The 14,622-nt window shown below is 61.6% G+C and carries 14 protein-coding genes and 1 pseudogene; 11 read left to right on the plus strand and 4 right to left on the minus strand.

The window, feature by feature from the left end; all coding sequences use genetic code 11:
• Positions 1 to 428: 428 nt before the first annotated feature.
• Positions 429 to 1,457 carry a LacI family DNA-binding transcriptional regulator gene (locus BMW90_RS23815; RefSeq protein WP_211569028.1) on the plus strand — a complete coding sequence of 343 codons (1,029 nt, stop codon included), beginning with the start codon at positions 429 to 431 and terminating at the stop codon, positions 1,455 to 1,457.
• A gap of 18 nt (positions 1,458 to 1,475) precedes the next feature.
• Here the strand turns inward: BMW90_RS23815 and BMW90_RS23820 are convergent, their stop codons facing one another.
• The gene (locus tag BMW90_RS23820) at positions 1,476 to 2,531 is read right to left on the minus strand and encodes a LacI family DNA-binding transcriptional regulator (protein ID WP_074839995.1); all 1,056 of its coding nucleotides are present in this window, start codon (positions 2,529 to 2,531) and stop codon (positions 1,476 to 1,478) included.
• A 142-nt stretch (positions 2,532 to 2,673) separates the two neighbouring features.
• Here BMW90_RS23820 and BMW90_RS23825 point away from each other — a divergent pair, with 142 nt between their 5' ends.
• The 7 genes from BMW90_RS23825 (at position 2,674) to BMW90_RS23855 (ending at position 8,449) form a co-directional block, all read left to right on the plus strand.
• Positions 2,674 to 3,699, plus strand: coding sequence for a sterol desaturase family protein (locus BMW90_RS23825; RefSeq protein ID WP_074840021.1), 1,026 nt, complete (start codon positions 2,674 to 2,676; stop codon positions 3,697 to 3,699).
• An 8-nt stretch (positions 3,700 to 3,707) separates the two neighbouring features.
• Positions 3,708 to 4,778, plus strand: a complete 1,071-nt coding sequence (locus BMW90_RS23830) for a Gfo/Idh/MocA family protein (protein ID WP_211569032.1) — start codon at positions 3,708 to 3,710, stop codon at positions 4,776 to 4,778.
• 17 nt (positions 4,779 to 4,795) lie between these two features.
• On the plus strand, positions 4,796 to 5,107 hold the full coding sequence (locus tag BMW90_RS23835) for a MocE family 2Fe-2S type ferredoxin (protein WP_074839997.1): 312 nt from the start codon (positions 4,796 to 4,798) through the stop codon (positions 5,105 to 5,107).
• Between the two features lie 45 nt (positions 5,108 to 5,152).
• Positions 5,153 to 6,340, plus strand: coding sequence for an NAD(P)/FAD-dependent oxidoreductase (locus BMW90_RS23840; protein WP_074839998.1), 1,188 nt, complete (start codon positions 5,153 to 5,155; stop codon positions 6,338 to 6,340).
• 19 nt (positions 6,341 to 6,359) lie between these two features.
• Entirely contained in the window at positions 6,360 to 7,178 is an 819-nt protein-coding gene (locus tag BMW90_RS23845; protein WP_074840000.1) for a 3-methyl-2-oxobutanoate hydroxymethyltransferase, read from the plus strand.
• A gap of 124 nt (positions 7,179 to 7,302) precedes the next feature.
• On the plus strand, positions 7,303 to 8,163 hold the full coding sequence (locus BMW90_RS23850; RefSeq protein WP_074840002.1) for a sugar phosphate isomerase/epimerase family protein: 861 nt from the start codon (positions 7,303 to 7,305) through the stop codon (positions 8,161 to 8,163).
• Between the two features lie 31 nt (positions 8,164 to 8,194).
• A complete protein-coding gene (locus BMW90_RS23855; RefSeq protein ID WP_074840004.1) occupies positions 8,195 to 8,449 on the plus strand; it encodes a hypothetical protein in 255 nt (84 codons plus the stop codon).
• Between the two features lie 351 nt (positions 8,450 to 8,800).
• Here BMW90_RS23855 and BMW90_RS23860 read toward each other — a convergent pair.
• Together BMW90_RS23860 and BMW90_RS23870 are read right to left on the minus strand one after the other, a co-directional pair.
• Positions 8,801 to 9,960 (minus strand): IS3 family transposase gene (locus tag BMW90_RS23860; protein ID WP_244526606.1). Its coding sequence is split into 2 segments (ribosomal slippage): positions 8,801 to 9,711 and positions 9,711 to 9,960, totalling 1,161 coding nucleotides; the frame shifts between segments, so codons are not numbered across the junction.
• Positions 9,961 to 9,995: 35 nt separating this feature from the next.
• Positions 9,996 to 10,781 carry a LysR family transcriptional regulator gene (locus BMW90_RS23870; RefSeq protein WP_074840006.1) on the minus strand — a complete coding sequence of 262 codons (786 nt, stop codon included), beginning with the start codon at positions 10,779 to 10,781 and terminating at the stop codon, positions 9,996 to 9,998.
• 87 nt (positions 10,782 to 10,868) lie between these two features.
• On the opposite strand from BMW90_RS23870, the gene BMW90_RS23875 reads away from it, so the two are divergent.
• Both BMW90_RS23875 and BMW90_RS23880 read left to right on the plus strand, forming a co-directional pair.
• Entirely contained in the window at positions 10,869 to 11,063 is a 195-nt protein-coding gene (locus tag BMW90_RS23875; RefSeq protein WP_074840008.1) for a hypothetical protein, read from the plus strand.
• A gap of 137 nt (positions 11,064 to 11,200) precedes the next feature.
• A complete protein-coding gene (locus tag BMW90_RS23880) occupies positions 11,201 to 12,373 on the plus strand; it encodes an IS5 family transposase (protein ID WP_074840027.1) in 1,173 nt (390 codons plus the stop codon).
• Positions 12,374 to 12,847: 474 nt separating this feature from the next.
• On the opposite strand, the gene BMW90_RS23885 is transcribed toward BMW90_RS23880, so the two are convergent.
• Complete coding sequence (locus BMW90_RS23885) at positions 12,848 to 13,978, minus strand: phosphotransferase (protein ID WP_074840010.1); 1,131 nt, start codon at positions 13,976 to 13,978, stop codon at positions 12,848 to 12,850.
• 415 nt (positions 13,979 to 14,393) lie between these two features.
• On the opposite strand from BMW90_RS23885, the pseudogene BMW90_RS26905 reads away from it, so the two are divergent.
• A pseudogene (locus BMW90_RS26905) lies at positions 14,394 to 14,622 on the plus strand (tyrosine-type recombinase/integrase); the annotation flags it as partial.

The raw sequence follows: 14,622 nt of genomic DNA on the forward strand, positions 1-14,622 counted from the left end.
ACCTCCCTTTGGTTCTGCCGCGATCCTGCGGCTCGACATATCTCGACCGTGCGGGTCAAACGGTACCGACCCGGTCGTGAATTCCAGATTTTACGGACCTTGCCGAAGCTGCGTTTCCCCACGCAGCCCGGTCAGAGCCGGCGTCGTCCTCCCGTTTGCCGGATGTCAGATGATTACCAGATAGGCAGTCGCCGGAGAACATTGTTTCCCGATGCGATCTGATGCGATTCACATCAATTTTCACTGAGAGCGCGGCTAAGTCCCTAAATATGCTATTAAAATCAGCTTCTCGAGGCATGACCACCCATTTTTGATGTATTTCACATCAAATAGGTTGATGTGGAACGCCTCGCAAGACAGGGGCGCCACGTGTATGCTGTTCGCTACCGATGCAATGCGGATCGGACGCAGCTCTCCGGAGAAACATTTTGTACGACGAAGTAAAGAGCACTTCCTGGCGCGGTCCGACAATTAGCGAGATCGCCGAAGTTGCTGGTGTCGGCTCGGCGACCGTGGACCGGGTGCTGAACAACCGTCCCGGGGTCAGCGAAAAGACCCGGCGCCGGGTGCGGGACGCCTTCGAGAAACTATCCGCCGAACGCGGCGCGGCCGACCGGCCGCTGACTTTACGGCTCTATTGCGATTCCGGCGCGTCCTTCAATGCGCTGATGGAACAGGCGGTCGACCGGGCCAACCGCACCCTGCCGGGCGTTCAGATCGACGGCCAATATGTCTCGACCCATCAGATGGATCCGATGCAGTTCGCCCGCAAGATCGAGGACGAGGGCGCCGAGGCGGACGGCGTGATCGTCATTGCGCGCGAACACCCGGCAATCAACCGTGCCGTGCGCAAACTGGTCGGAAACGGCCATCCGGTCGTGGCGCTGACCACCGATCTTCCGTCATCGCGGCGTTTGGCCTATATCGGCAATGACCAATACGCCGCCGGCAGCGTCGCCGCGCACCTGATCGGCCGGGCCCTGCCGGAAAAGCGCAACAATATCCTTCTGATGATGAGCGTCCCGTTCCGATCGCAGCAAGAACGAGAGATGGGGTTTCGCCGAGTCCTGCGCAGCGAGTTCCCGCATCTGAAGATCGAGGAGCGGGTGACTTCGGATGACAGTACCGAAACCACCCGCGAACAGCTCGCCGCCTATGTCGAGGCGCACGGCTGCCCGGCGGCCATCTACAATCTTGCCGGGGCCAATCGGGGCGTCGCCGAGGCGCTGGAAAACCGCGGCAAGACCCATGACACCATCTTCGTGGGCCACGAGTTGACGCAATACTCGCGCGCCCTGCTTGAAAGCGGTGTGATGGACTATGTCATCTCGCACGATTTCACCGCCGAGGTGACGTCGGCGGCGGAGTGGATTCGCAGCCAGCTGGGCGGGACCGAGATGTCCGAACCAGCAGCGACGCAGATCTCGATTCACACCCGGTACAATTGCGGTCCCTGAGCCCGGCAGGCCCCGCCGTCAGACAGGCGGCGCATCCGGCAGGTTCTGCGGGCCGTAAAGGACGATCGGGACATCTGAGACATAGGGCGGGTTCGCGTGCACCGCACCTTCGAAGCCGTAATGGTGCATCACCACCTCCAGCGCGTATTGCGCCTGAAGCTCCGGGCTTTGGTCGATGGTCAGGGTCATCAGCCCGTCGCGCAGGCAGCGCCAAGTGAACCCGGTCAACTCATGCCCGATGAACAGCGGCCGCCGAGGCAGGATGTTCGCGCCCATTGCGGCGATCACGCCCCGATTGGCGCCGCCTGCATTGTAAACCCCGACAGTCTCGGGATGTCGGCGGAAGGCGTCCTTCAGCTTGGCCTCGGACAGCAGCGAATCGTCGCCGCCTCGCACTATTTCGGCAAGTGCGAGCCCCGGACCATCGGCGGCAAGCTGGTCCGAGAAGCCCCGAATGCGCTCGGCATGGGCCTGGAACCCCTCGTCATGGCAGAGCACGATGACCTTGCCGGTCGGTTCAACCCTCGGCGCCATCCGGCCCATGAAATAGGCTGCCGAACGCCCGGCCTTGACATGGTCGGTCCCGGCATAGGCCAGCCGCGTCGACCCCGAAACGTCTGAGATCAGCGTCACGACCGGACATTCCCTGCGCTGCAACGCGACAATTGTGTCACGTATCACCGGGTGGTCCGGTGCGCAGACGATGACCGCGTCATATGAGCCTTTCAGCATCGCCATGGCGACGGAATTTGGCTCCTCATCTGCCAGCAAAGTGCGGTGAATGGCGATCGCCTTGTCGAACCGCTGGCCAAGCCGCCCGACTTCGGTTGCCATGCGCTTCAACAGTGGCCTGTCGACTCGTGACAGGATGACATTGACCCGAACCGTGCGGCGATAGGCCGAGGGAAGAATCCGCCGCAAGCCAAGCTCTCGTGCCGCATCGATGACCTGCCTGCGAACCTCATCACTGACGTTGCCGCGCTCGTTGATGACCCGGTCGACGGTCGCTGTGCCGACGCCCGCTTTCGTCGCCACATCCTGAAGCGTGACCCGGCCTGAAGTTTTTTTCACCATGTTCCAGAGGCTTGCTCAGCGCGGCCCATACCGCTGATTGAAATCAATCAATACGCTGCGCGACCATCTGTCAATCTCTGGTGTAGACGTCAGGAGAGGTGCCGAAGCGCCGCCTGACACCAAGATGCACATGGGGGATGCCATGGACGACACTCTCTACGGAACCCGCGACAAGCGCGGCAACTGGACGCCGAACGAAACCCTGCGGATCGCCCCGTTCTGGGAAGGCCGCTTCAACAAGATCGGTCGCTTCCTGTTCGATCTGGTCTGGCCGTGGAGCGCCTTCCACATGGCGACCGCACTGCTCTATTGGGTCTTCGTGCTACCCGACGTGGCCACGATGCAGACCCTTTCATGGGGCTGGGCGATCTGGCTGCTCGTCGTCAACATGGCGGGCATCTTCCTGCTCTACGGCGGCATCGAGCTGTTATTCTACATCCGCCGCAAGCAAGAGACCCGGTTCAAGTTCAACCACAAGTTCCCGTCGGAAAACCCCTCGGACGTGTTCTGGTTCAAGAGCCAGAACCTCGACAACTTCCTGCGCTCGTTCTTTGTCGGCATCCCGATCTGGACGCTGATCGAAGTGCTGATGCTCTGGGCTTTTGCCAACGGTTGGCACGTCTTCGGCTGGGTCAACTGGGAGGACAACTGGCTGTGGCTGGTGGCGCTCACCTTCCTGGTGCCCGCGATCCACGAGGTGCACTTCTTCTGCATCCACCGGCTGATCCATTCGCCGTTCCTCTACAAGCACATCCATTCGGTGCACCACAACTCGATCAACCCCTCGCCCTGGTCGTCGCTGTCCATGCATCCGATCGAGCACACGCTCTATTTCGCCGAGATCGTCTGGCATTTGATCATCCCGTCGAACCCGATCGTGATGATGTTCAACAGTCATATCGTCGGCTACGGCGCGCTGAACGGGCACATCGGCTTCGACAAGTTGGAACTGACCGACGAGACCACTCTCGATAGCCATGCCTATGCTCATTACCTGCACCACAAGTATTTCGAGGTGAACTACGGCGCTGACGGCATCGTGCCGCTCGATAAGTGGTTCGGATACTGGCACGACGGCTCGAAAGAGGCCGAAGACGCGATGAAGGAACGCTTCCGCGCCAAGAAGGAACGCATGAAGGCCAGGAAGACCGGCGCATCGGCGACCTGAAACGCGGCTTGAACGCCAGACGCGAACATCGAACGGAAAGCAGGCACGACATGTTGAGGATTGGCGTCGTCGGATATGGAACCGGGGGGCAGCACTTCCATGCCCCCTTTATTGAAGCCGCGGAAGGTTGCGCTCTGGCCGGGGTGGTCGCGCGCGCTCCGGGCACGGTGGCGAAGGTCCGAGCCGATCTGCCGGACCAGCCGGTCTATGCTAGCCTGGGCGAGATGATCGCACGCGGCACGGTGGATGCGGTCACGATCACTACGCCGCCGGAGACCCGGCATGACCTTGTCATGGAAGCGATTGAGGCCGGGCTGCACGTGATTGCGGACAAGCCGTTTGCCCCAAATGCCGGTGGCGCCCGAAAGCTCGACGCGGCTGCGAAAGCCAAAGGCGTGGTTCTGGGCGTCTACCAGAACCGTCGCTACGACAGCGACATGCAAACCCTGGCAAAGCTGATTGCGGACGGGCGCCAGGGCAAGGTCTGGCGGGTGCATTCGAGGATGGATTTCGACGATCCGGCGACGCTGGAACACGGGCCCACCGGCGGGCTGCTGCGCGATCTCGGCTCGCATCTCGTCGACCAGATGGTCTGGCTTCTGGGGCCGGTCGCATCTGTAGATGCGCAACTCGATCACTTCGATCTGCCAGAGGGACGCACCGAGGCCAGCTTTACCATCACCCTGCGCCATGAAAACGGTACCCACAGCCATATTTCTGCCAGCAAGCTGAACCGCTTCGACCAGCGCGAACTGCGGGCCTATGGCGATGCGGGCTCATACGTCTCTCACGGAACTGATGTGCAGGCACAGGCGATCTTTGCCGGCAAGCGGCCCGTTCAGGACCTGGACGCATGGGGGTACGAGCCAGAAAGCCACTGGGGGACCTTGCGCACATGTGACGGCGCAAACCGCATCCCCTCCGAACAAGGCCGCTATCACGACTATTACGCCGCCTTTGCCCGCGCCGTGCAGGATGGCACGCCGCCGCCGGTGACCGCCGCATCCGGCGTGCGCACGCTGCAAATCCTCGACGCCGCACGGCAAAGCGCGGACGAAAACCGCTCACTTACTCTGTAACCAAAGGAGAATTCACCATGGCCGACTGGATCGACGCCTGCGCCGCCACCGACATCGACGAAGAGGACGTTATCCGTTTCGACCACGGCAAGCGCACCTTCGTCATCATCCGTGATCACGAAGACAACTACTATTGCACCGACGGGCTGTGCACCCACGAGGAAATCCATCTGGCGGACGGGCTGGTGGTGGAGAACACCATCGAATGCCCCAAGCACGCTTCGATCTTCAATGCCGAGACCGGCGAAGTCGACACGCCCCCGGCTTGCGAGAACCTGCACACCTATCCCACCAAGGTCGAAGGTGGCCGGGTCTTCGTCGAAATCTGACCCTTCGCAGGCTGCGCGTATCTATCCAAACGAGGAAACCGATCCATGACGGCAATCGTGATCATTGGCGCCGGTGAATGCGGCGTGCGCGCAGCCTTTGCGCTGCGTGAGCAGGGCTTTGACGGCAACGTCACGCTGATCGGGGCGGAGACCCCCCTGCCATATGAGCGTCCGCCGCTTTCCAAGTACCTCACTGCCGCGGCCAAGCCGATCCGGCCCGAGGACGCCTATGCGGAAAAGGCAATCGACCTGCGGCTTGGCACCCGGGTTTCGCGCCTCGATCCGGCGAGCCGTTCGGTGGCGTTGGACGACGGCGAGACGCTGACCTATGACAAGCTGCTGCTGGCTACCGGTGCGCGCGCACGGTTGTTTGCTGGCATGGAGGGCTGCCTGACCCTGCGCAGCGACCGGGATGCCGCGGCCATCCACACGCGCCTGAAACCCGGCGCGCGCATCGGCATCATCGGCGGCGGGTTCATCGGCCTCGAATTGGCCGCCACCGCTCGAAAGGCCGGTGCCGAGGTCACGGTCATCGAGGCCGGGCCACGCCTTCTGGGCCGGGCCGTTCCGGAAGAGATTGCCGCAGTGGTCAGGGACCGACACGCGGTCGAGGGTATTCGGCTGCTGATCGGCGCCGGCGTCACCATGGCCGATGCGCGGAAGATCACATTGACAGACGGACAAGTGCTCGACTTCGACATGGTGATCGCCGGTGTTGGCGCATTGCCTGACACCGCCCTCGCCGAAGCTGCTGGGCTCGCGGTGGACAACGGTGTCGTGGTGGACCGAGACTTCCGCGCCACTGACCCGCACGTTTTTGCCGCCGGCGACTGCTGCAATTTCGCATGGCACGATGCGCGCGTGCGGCTGGAAAGCTGGAAGGCGGCGCAGGATCAGGGCGCCCATGTAGCGGCGTCCATGCTGGGACGCGCCGAGCCTTATGCCAAGGTGCCGTGGTTCTGGTCGGACCAGTACGACCTCACCCTGCAAGTGGCGGGGCTGTTCGACATGGCGCTCCCGGTGCGCAGCCGCGAGACCGGCGACGAAACCCGCCTCGTCTTTCAGTGCAACGCCGCGGGACACCTCGCTGCAGCTGCCGGGATCGGACCGGGAAACACCATCGCCAAGGATCTCCGCATACTGGAAAAGCTCATCGAACGCGCCGCCATTGTCGACCCCGATGTGCTGGCAGATCCGTCCCAGAACCTGAAACGCCAATTGAAAGCTGCCTGACCGGCAGCAGGAGAGACCGATGTACCACAACCGCCCCCATGTCGAAGACATCCGCGCCATGAAGAAGCGCGGCGAGACGATCTCAATGCTCTTCGTCACCACCCCCGACGAAGCCGCTGCCGCTTCGGAGGCGGGCATCCACATGCTGTCGATCGAAGGCCGGTTCTTCGATGCCGAGATGCGCGAAGCCGCGGGTGACTGCTTCGTCCAGGTTGGTCTCCCCTATGGCGGTTGGGGGCAGTTCAACGGCCGCGCTCTCGCCATCGCAGAAGACTATCTGCGCGCGGCCTTTTACTACGCGTCTCTCGGCGGCGATTGTTTTTATTGCTCGGCATCTTATGACATCCAGAAAGCGCTGTGTGACAACCACATCCCGGTCGTCGGCCATATCGGGCTGATTCCGTCCTACATCACCTGGACCGGATGGCGTGCCGTCGGCAAGACCGCGGACGAGGCGTTGGCGCTGTGGAAGCATACGCAGAAGCTGGAGGAGATTGGCGTATTTGCCGCTGAACTCGAGGTGGTGCCCGACCGCGTGGCGCAGTTTCTGACGGAAAACTCCTCTCTGGTGATGCTCGGCATGGGTGCGGGAAAACATGCCGACGCGCAGTACCTCTTCACCGAAGACATCTGCGGTTACGGCAAGAACCACAAGCCGCGCCACGGCAAGGTCTACCGAAATTTTGCGCCCGAGTTGGAACGCTTGCAGGCCGAACGCATTGCGGCTTTCCGCGAGTTCCGTGCCGACGTCGATTCCGGCGGCTACCCGGGACCGGAGCACAGCGTCGCGATGGACGACGGTGCATTCGACACCTTCACGGCGCAGGCACGGACCTGAGAGCTGATAAGCCGGGGCGTGCCGCCGGTCGCGCAGGCCCCTTCCTCCCTTTCTCATCCGCTTCTAGCATGCCGCAGACGCCGACCGGGGCTGTGCGGCGCCAAACCTATGGGAATACAAGCACATGCCCGACCTTCACATCCTGCAATCGCTCTGGGGAATGGAGCGCCACCACTCAGACGGTCAAGAATGGAGCACGGAGGAGCAGTTCGAAATGATCGCCGCGGCCGGGTTTGACGGCATCTGTACGCATTTCCACACCCGATCCGAGATCGAGCCCTGGATCGGCCTGGCCCGCGATCGCGGCTTCGTCATCGAAGGCCAGGCCTTTCCGCGTGGCGTCGAGGACCTGCGCCCGGCACTTGAACTGGCTGCCGAGCATGGTATCCACCATCTGACCATCCAGCCCGACGTGCGCCCCTATGATGTCGCCACGAGCCTGCCGATCCTGGCTGGCTGGCAGGAACTGTCGCAGGAATACGGCGTGCCGGTTCTTGTCGAAACGCATCGGGGGAGGATGACCAACGATCTCTGGTCGACACGCGAAATGATCGACCGGCTGGGTGACCTGCCTCTCCTGGCCGACCTGTCGCATTACGTCTGCGGACAGGAGATGACGATGCCGATTTCTCCGGTGAACCAGGCGATGATCGCGCGCATTCTGCGCCATGCCCATGGTTTCCACGGCCGGGTGGCGAGCGCCGAGCAGATACAGATTGAAATCGGTTTCGACTGTCACCGCCCCTGGGTCGATCAGTTCATGACCTGGTGGGCGATGGGATTCAGCGATTGGCTGGGCCGGGGCGCACCGGGCGGCAGCCTGACATTCACGATCGAACTGGGGCCGAAGCCCTACGCCATCTCGGGCGCGGACGGCAACGACCTTACGGACCGCTGGCAGGACGCCCAGAGTCTTCACAAAATGGTGCGCGACCTCTGGTCACGCGTGACCGGGGCGGAGCTGTCACTTTCCGAGGCATCCTAAAGACCGCAGCGCAGGATGATATGAAAAATTGATGGTGATTCGCCAGCCGATGCTCCAGTTTCCAGACCGGCAGATGTCGAACCAACGGGCTATTGGCCCTGCCACACAGGAAAAGACCATCCAGTCGTTCTTTTGCGGACACCATAGCCACCTCGCAGGCATGCTCCACGAAGCGCAAATCGGATCCCTAGCATTCGATCTCTCCGTGCTGCTGCCCCGGATTGTTTTAAATGCTGCGGCCTGCTGGAACGGCCGCTTCGGGGAAGCTGCAAATGCGGCGTTCTGACCGAGGGCCAAGGTCGGCTCTGGGCCGTCCTTACCGCTGCCGAGGCGCCGAGCGCGGCCGATGCCGCGCCGCATCCGATGACGGCTCAGAGCCCAGGCTATCGAATGTTACGACTCTTACCAACGTCCCTTTTGCGATTGCTCCAGCGAACTGGCTGTTTGGACTCGACGAGCGGCAACCCTATTGCAATTTATTGACTGTGGCCCAATAGACCCTCGTTCGTATTCATTAAGTTGCGCGCAATCCTGGGGGCGGCAAATTCGATGAAGCGGCGAACCTCGAGACGTTTGTACGCCACTGAAGATGCAATCAGCCAGACTGAAAGTGACCTGCCCCCCGAGGCTCCCTCATTCATAAAGCGAGTCTGCAGGTTGGATTTTGGTATTCGGGTTCTCCGTCTGGCGCAAGCGCGCCGGGCGCGGAGCCCGCAAATTGCTCAAGCGCTCGGCGCGCTTGTTGCGGTGTCTGGTTGCTCAGCGATGAGTGCGGCCTGACTGTGTTGTAGTCATAGCGCCAGAGGGCCAGCTTGCGCCGGGCGTCGTCCAGGCTGTCGAAGATCTCCTCGTTCAAGAGTTCATCTCTCAGGCTGCCGTTGAAGCTTTCGATGAACGCGTTTTGCTGCGGCTTGCCGGGATCAATGTAGTGCCAAGGCACCTCCTGCTCGTCGGCCCATTTCAGGATCGCCCGGCTTGTGAACTCGGTCCCATTGTCACTCACAATGCAGCCGGGCTTGCCGTAGAGCCGGATCAGGGCGCTCAGCTCCCTTGCAACCCGCGCGCCTGATAGACTGGTATCTGCAACCAGGCACAGGCATTCCCGCGTGCAGTCGTCGATCACGGCGAGGATCCGGAACTTGCGTCCGGCACCGAAGCTGTCGGACACGAAATACAACGACCAGCGCGCGTTGGCGCACGAGGCCGATGGCATCGGTGTTCTGGTGCCACGCGCCCGTTTCCGGCCGCGCCGCCGTTTCACCGACAGCCCTTCCTCGCGGTAGATGCGATAGAGCTTCTTGTGGTTCATCGTCATACCTTTACGCTCCAAAAGAACGCCGATCCGGCGATATCCGAACCGGCGTCGCTTGCCAGCAATCTCCTGCATCTCCTTGCGGATGTCAGCACAGTCTGGCGGGCGTTCTCGCCGGACTGTCTTGGGGTCGACACCGATCAGCCTGCAGGCCCGGCGCTGCGAGATGTCATGATCCCGCATCACCTGGAGCGCCGCATCTCGCCGCTGGGTCAATGTCGTCAGTTCTTTCCCAGCAAATCCTTCAGCACGACATTGTCCAACATCGTGTCGGCCAGCAGGCGTTTGAGCTTGGCGTTCTCGTCCTCCAGCGCCTTCAGCCGCGCGGCCTCAGACACTTCCATCCCGCCATACTTGGACTTCAGCTTGTAGAAAGTCGCAGGGCTCAGACCGTGCCTGCGGCACACTTCCGCAGTCGGCATTCCTGCTTCCTGCTCTTTGATCATCCCAATTATCTGCGCCTCAGTGAAACGGCTCTTTCGCATGTGTCTGCTCCTTCAGTGTTGGCGCAGACTCTACATTACGATGAGGGATTTGGCGGGGGGCAGGTCAACAGGTCAGAGCCGGGCGGTGGGTCGAAACAGCGGACAAGGTTCGGATTTGTAGCCTCAATCGTCACCGGCATCGGGGCAATACCCTGCCCGGTCAGGACCGCCATCAGCATGTCGTTGAATGTGGCGCAACGCACGATGTTGCGACGTTCACTTGGGAAATGGTTCAGAAGATGGACAGGATGATCTTCCATGTCCTTGCGAAATTCCGCAGGCAGCGAATGGGTGGCCGCGTAGGCGCGCGAGGCATAGTAGGTCCACTGTGTTTGACCGACTTTCTGGGCAATCAGCCTGTCGTCAGAGATCGCCGGTGCCATGCGCAGGGCGACGTCGGCCTCTCCTTTTACCAAGTCCAGACTTCGTTCCGAGAAAACGAACTTGAACCTGACGCCCGGATGTTTCTCGGCAAATTCAGCGACCACCGCCCCGATGTGGCCAAACGTCTCGTTCTCGAATGAGGTGATGAGGATGGGTGCGCTGTCCCGGCCCCTCTCTGCCTCTGCCTCAAAAGACAGGGCGGCTGTTTCGATGGCTTCGGCGAAAGGCAGCAATGCGGTCGCGTGTTCGGTCGGCTCCGCACCGCGTGTGGTCCTTTCGAACAGTACCACGTCGAGGGCGTGTTCAAGAACGTCGATGCGCCGCGCGACGGTCGTCTGATTGATCCCCAAATGCCGAGAGGCCGCAAGAGTCGACCCCTCGCGCATTACCGCGAGGAAAACTCGCACGTCTCCCCAATCCCTGAAACGGCTCTGCATCTTTGCATATCAGCACAGCGTCGTGACGGATACCAGAAGAACCCTCCCTAACGTACATTGGTTCAAACGACATGATGGAGACCAAAGATGACCGCCCTGACCCTTTCTCCTTTCTCGTTTCTCGCCTGGACCTTTCGGAAATACGAACGTGCCGCGGACGACACGGCCAGGTTCGATGATGTCGAGCGGCGCAAGATCGTTGGCGACTTGATTGCTGCAGGCGCCTGCGAAAGCGAATACGGTGTAGAGATGCTGATGTCGGTCTGTCCGGACCGGTTTTGAAGCGCGGTCTCATCCAAGGATAGGGATGCAAGAACCGAACTTGTTGCACGGCACCTAACAGGTTGCTGAAATAGTCCTGTCTCGACAGCGGTTTGAGAACATGATTCACCCTCGGCACGGGAACGGTGGGGGTGATCATGCGCGGGATGGACGAGACGAGCGGATCGCTGTTCAGCTATGTAGATCTGGAAGAGCGCATCCCTACGCGACACCCGCTGCGCAAGATCAGACAGGTCGTCAACGACGCGCTCGCCAGCCTCGATGCCGAATTCGAGGCGCTTTACACCGATTTCGGTCGCCCTTCGATTCCACCGGGGCGGCTGATCCGGGCGAGCTTGCTCCAGATCCTGTTCTCGATCCGATCCGAGCGGCAGTTGATGGAGCAGATGAATTACAACCTGATGTTTCGTTGGTTTGTTGGCCTTGGGATCGATGATCCCGTTTGGGTGCCGACCGTGTTCACGAAGAACCGCGACCGGCTGCTGAGCACGGAGATGTCGCGCAAGGTGATGGCTGCGATCCTGGCCCATCGCGAGATTGCACCCCTGCTGTCGGACGAGCACCTTTCGGTCGATGGCACGATGGTCAAGGCATGGGCGTCGATGAAGAGCTATCAGCCCAAGGCCGATGCCGCCCCGCCTGACGATGACGGGCCCGGCGATCCACCCGCCCCGGATACCCCCCTTGAGACCGCGCCTTCCGAGACCCCAGCAGAGACCGACCCGATGCCCCGCAACACCAAACCTCTTCGCAATGCCGAGGTCGACTTCAAAGGCGAGAAGCGCTCGAACGCGACGCATGCCTCGACCACCGATCCGGATGCACGCCTTTACAAGAAATCCCCCGGCACGGGTGCGGTGCTGTGCTTCATGGGCCACGCGTTGATGGAAAATAGGCACGGGTTTGTCGTGCAGGGTGATCTGACCCAGGCCGACGGTCATGCCGAGCGGCGCGCGGCGCTGGACATGATCCACCGCCATTCCCCCGGATCGACCCGGCGGCTGACGCTGGGTGCCGACAAGGGATATGACGCGGCCGGGTTCGTCGCCGACCTGCGTCAAGCCTGTGTCACACCCCATGTCGCCCAGAAATCGAGATACTCAGCGATCGACGGGCGCACGACCAGACACGCGGGATATGCACTGTCCCAGAAGCACCGAAAGAAGATCGAGGAACCGTTCGGCTGGGCCAAGACCGTCGGAGGCATGGCACAGACCATGTATCGGGGCGTCGAACGCGTCCGATCACGCTTCATCCTGACCATGGCCGCCAACAACCTTGCCCGGCTACCGCGCTTGCTGGGGGCATGACGGGAAAGATGGACCGAGGTGCGAGCCGCGGACGCGCCGACAGGCATGACCCATCAGACGAACCGGCCCTGATGACAGGACAGCGTTCCGGCTCAGCAACTATTTCAGCGCTCTGCTAAGCGGCGGAATTGTCCGCGCCTCGTGTGTCCGGCGCCTCCGCAGCGAAAGTCGAGGTTGCCGGGACCGGTCGCCCCGTGCCAACCGCGGCGATGGCGCGAGGCGAGCCCAATTTCTTCCATCGCTGCGGAAGTCATTAATTTCTGCTTTTCGGGACCGCAGTCAAAAATTTCCAAAACCATCCGCAGTATCGCCAAAGGTTTCCGGCACGGGTTCCTCCTATGGTTTCGACACCTGCGCTGGACGTGAGATGATCACCGTTTGACACGTCGATCTCGGGCATACGCTTCCCAAGCGTGACCGTTACGGATCACACCTTGTATGCCGTTCCGGCTCTTTCGGTATTTTCCCACACCCTCAGCGCCTTGCAAGCTCCACCGCCTCCTCGCCCAGATCGAGAAAAAACCCTTGGATGTCGGACAGATTTCCGATGAACCGGTCCGGCTCTGTCCCGGTGATCTCCTTGACGACAGGCGAGAACTCGGGGTCGCGCAACAAAGCAAGCCATGGCCCGAGGGCGCCCAGTGCAAACATCATCGCGGTCGTTGCGCAGAAGCCAAGGCGGACATCCGCAGATGCGCCCGGCCAGTCGATCGAACGCATTCCATCCAGGTAGCTGGAAAACATTCGCACGGATATGTCGTTCGCCTCGTCCGACCGGATGTCGCGAAACATGAGCGACGCGCCGACGGCGGCGGCAAGTTCCTTTCCGACGACGCCGTGACCCGCGAAGGCCCAATCGATCGCGAAGATTACCGGCTCCGCTTCGTCTGTTTCGCGGACGAGCAGGTTTCGCTGGAAAGCATCGTGGTGGCAGAAGCACTTGGGGAGATCAGCCAAAGCGGCGCGGAGCACGCCGATGTTCTGCCAGAGGTCCACCGTCCTTGCCAGGTTCGTGCCTGCGAGCCAGCGGGCAAGGACAGGGTCGCCCCTGAGAGTGTCCGGATCGTTCAGTAGGTCCGCCGCGATGTCCGTCCAGCTATGTGCCCGCCCGATCGCCATCCAATCGTGGCGTTCGATGTCCGGCATGCCCGCGGCACTGGCGGTAAACCGCCCCAACGCATTAGCGGCGCGCGAATGGGTCTCGGCTGTCCAATGCGGTTGGGCATCGGGGATCGCTTCGATGAAGATGCGCGCGGTGGGGTCTTCGGAATAGGCGACGCCGTAGCACTCCGGCGGCCTGATACCGTCAAACCGGCCGTGGAGATACCCTGAGTCGTAGGCCAGCGCTTCGCGTTTCCAGTAGAGCCACGAGCCCGGTTCGCGCCCGGGTGGCAATACCCGGCAGACCTTCTCGACGACCTGACACTCCTGATCGCCCGCACACGTCTCGAGCAATCCGCTGTGAAGGATAAGGCCCTCGCCCCCGGCCATTGCGTCGGCGAAACCTTTGCCCAGTGCGCGCCGATCCGAGCTGAGAACCCGCGCGTCCGGGTCACCGACCGCGCGGCGCAGGGCTTTCAGAAGCGGAATATCGTCGCGATCCATTCGAGCAGCATAACGCACTATCTGCCAGCGATCACGGTTCACCGATTTTTTGGCGCACCTCCAAAAGATCCCATTTGCGCAGGCGCGACGAATGCTCACTCTGCCCCGCGTTTTGTGAATTCGAAATACATCCGTTTTCGCAGTCGCAGCGAATGTCCGAACTCACGGGCCGCATCGCAGCATCTCGTTGGCCTCTGGAAGGCAGGAAAGGGCCGTCTTTGCCGGTGCTGAAGAGTCGAGCGTGGCGGATGCTGCGTCGCATCCGGGGTCGGTTGAGAGCACAAACCTACCAATATGCCGCGTCACCGTTATGCGGAGTTCGGGATTTCAACCTGTTGTTCTGCTGATTCATTTTCGGGTTTCCGCTTTGGATAATCATGATGCCTCTGCTCTCATCCGCAGAAGGACATCCTCCATGAACTCCCCCTCCAACTCTCCGCTCGGTGGCCGTGCCGGCGCTGACGACGTCGCTCTGGTCAGCGCCTATCTCGCAGACAATCCCCGGCTCTCGAAGGGCGCCGTGGGTGCCGCCCGGCATTTTCTGAAGTGGGCACGCGCCCGGAAGATCCCGACCAGAGACCTCGATGCATCGGCGGTGGATCGGTTCCTACGCCATCGCTGCCGTTGCGGCCGCTACAGCCCTT

The sequence above is a fragment of the Marinovum algicola genome (assembly GCF_900109145.1).
Lineage (GTDB): Bacteria > Pseudomonadota > Alphaproteobacteria > Rhodobacterales > Rhodobacteraceae > Marinovum > Marinovum algicola.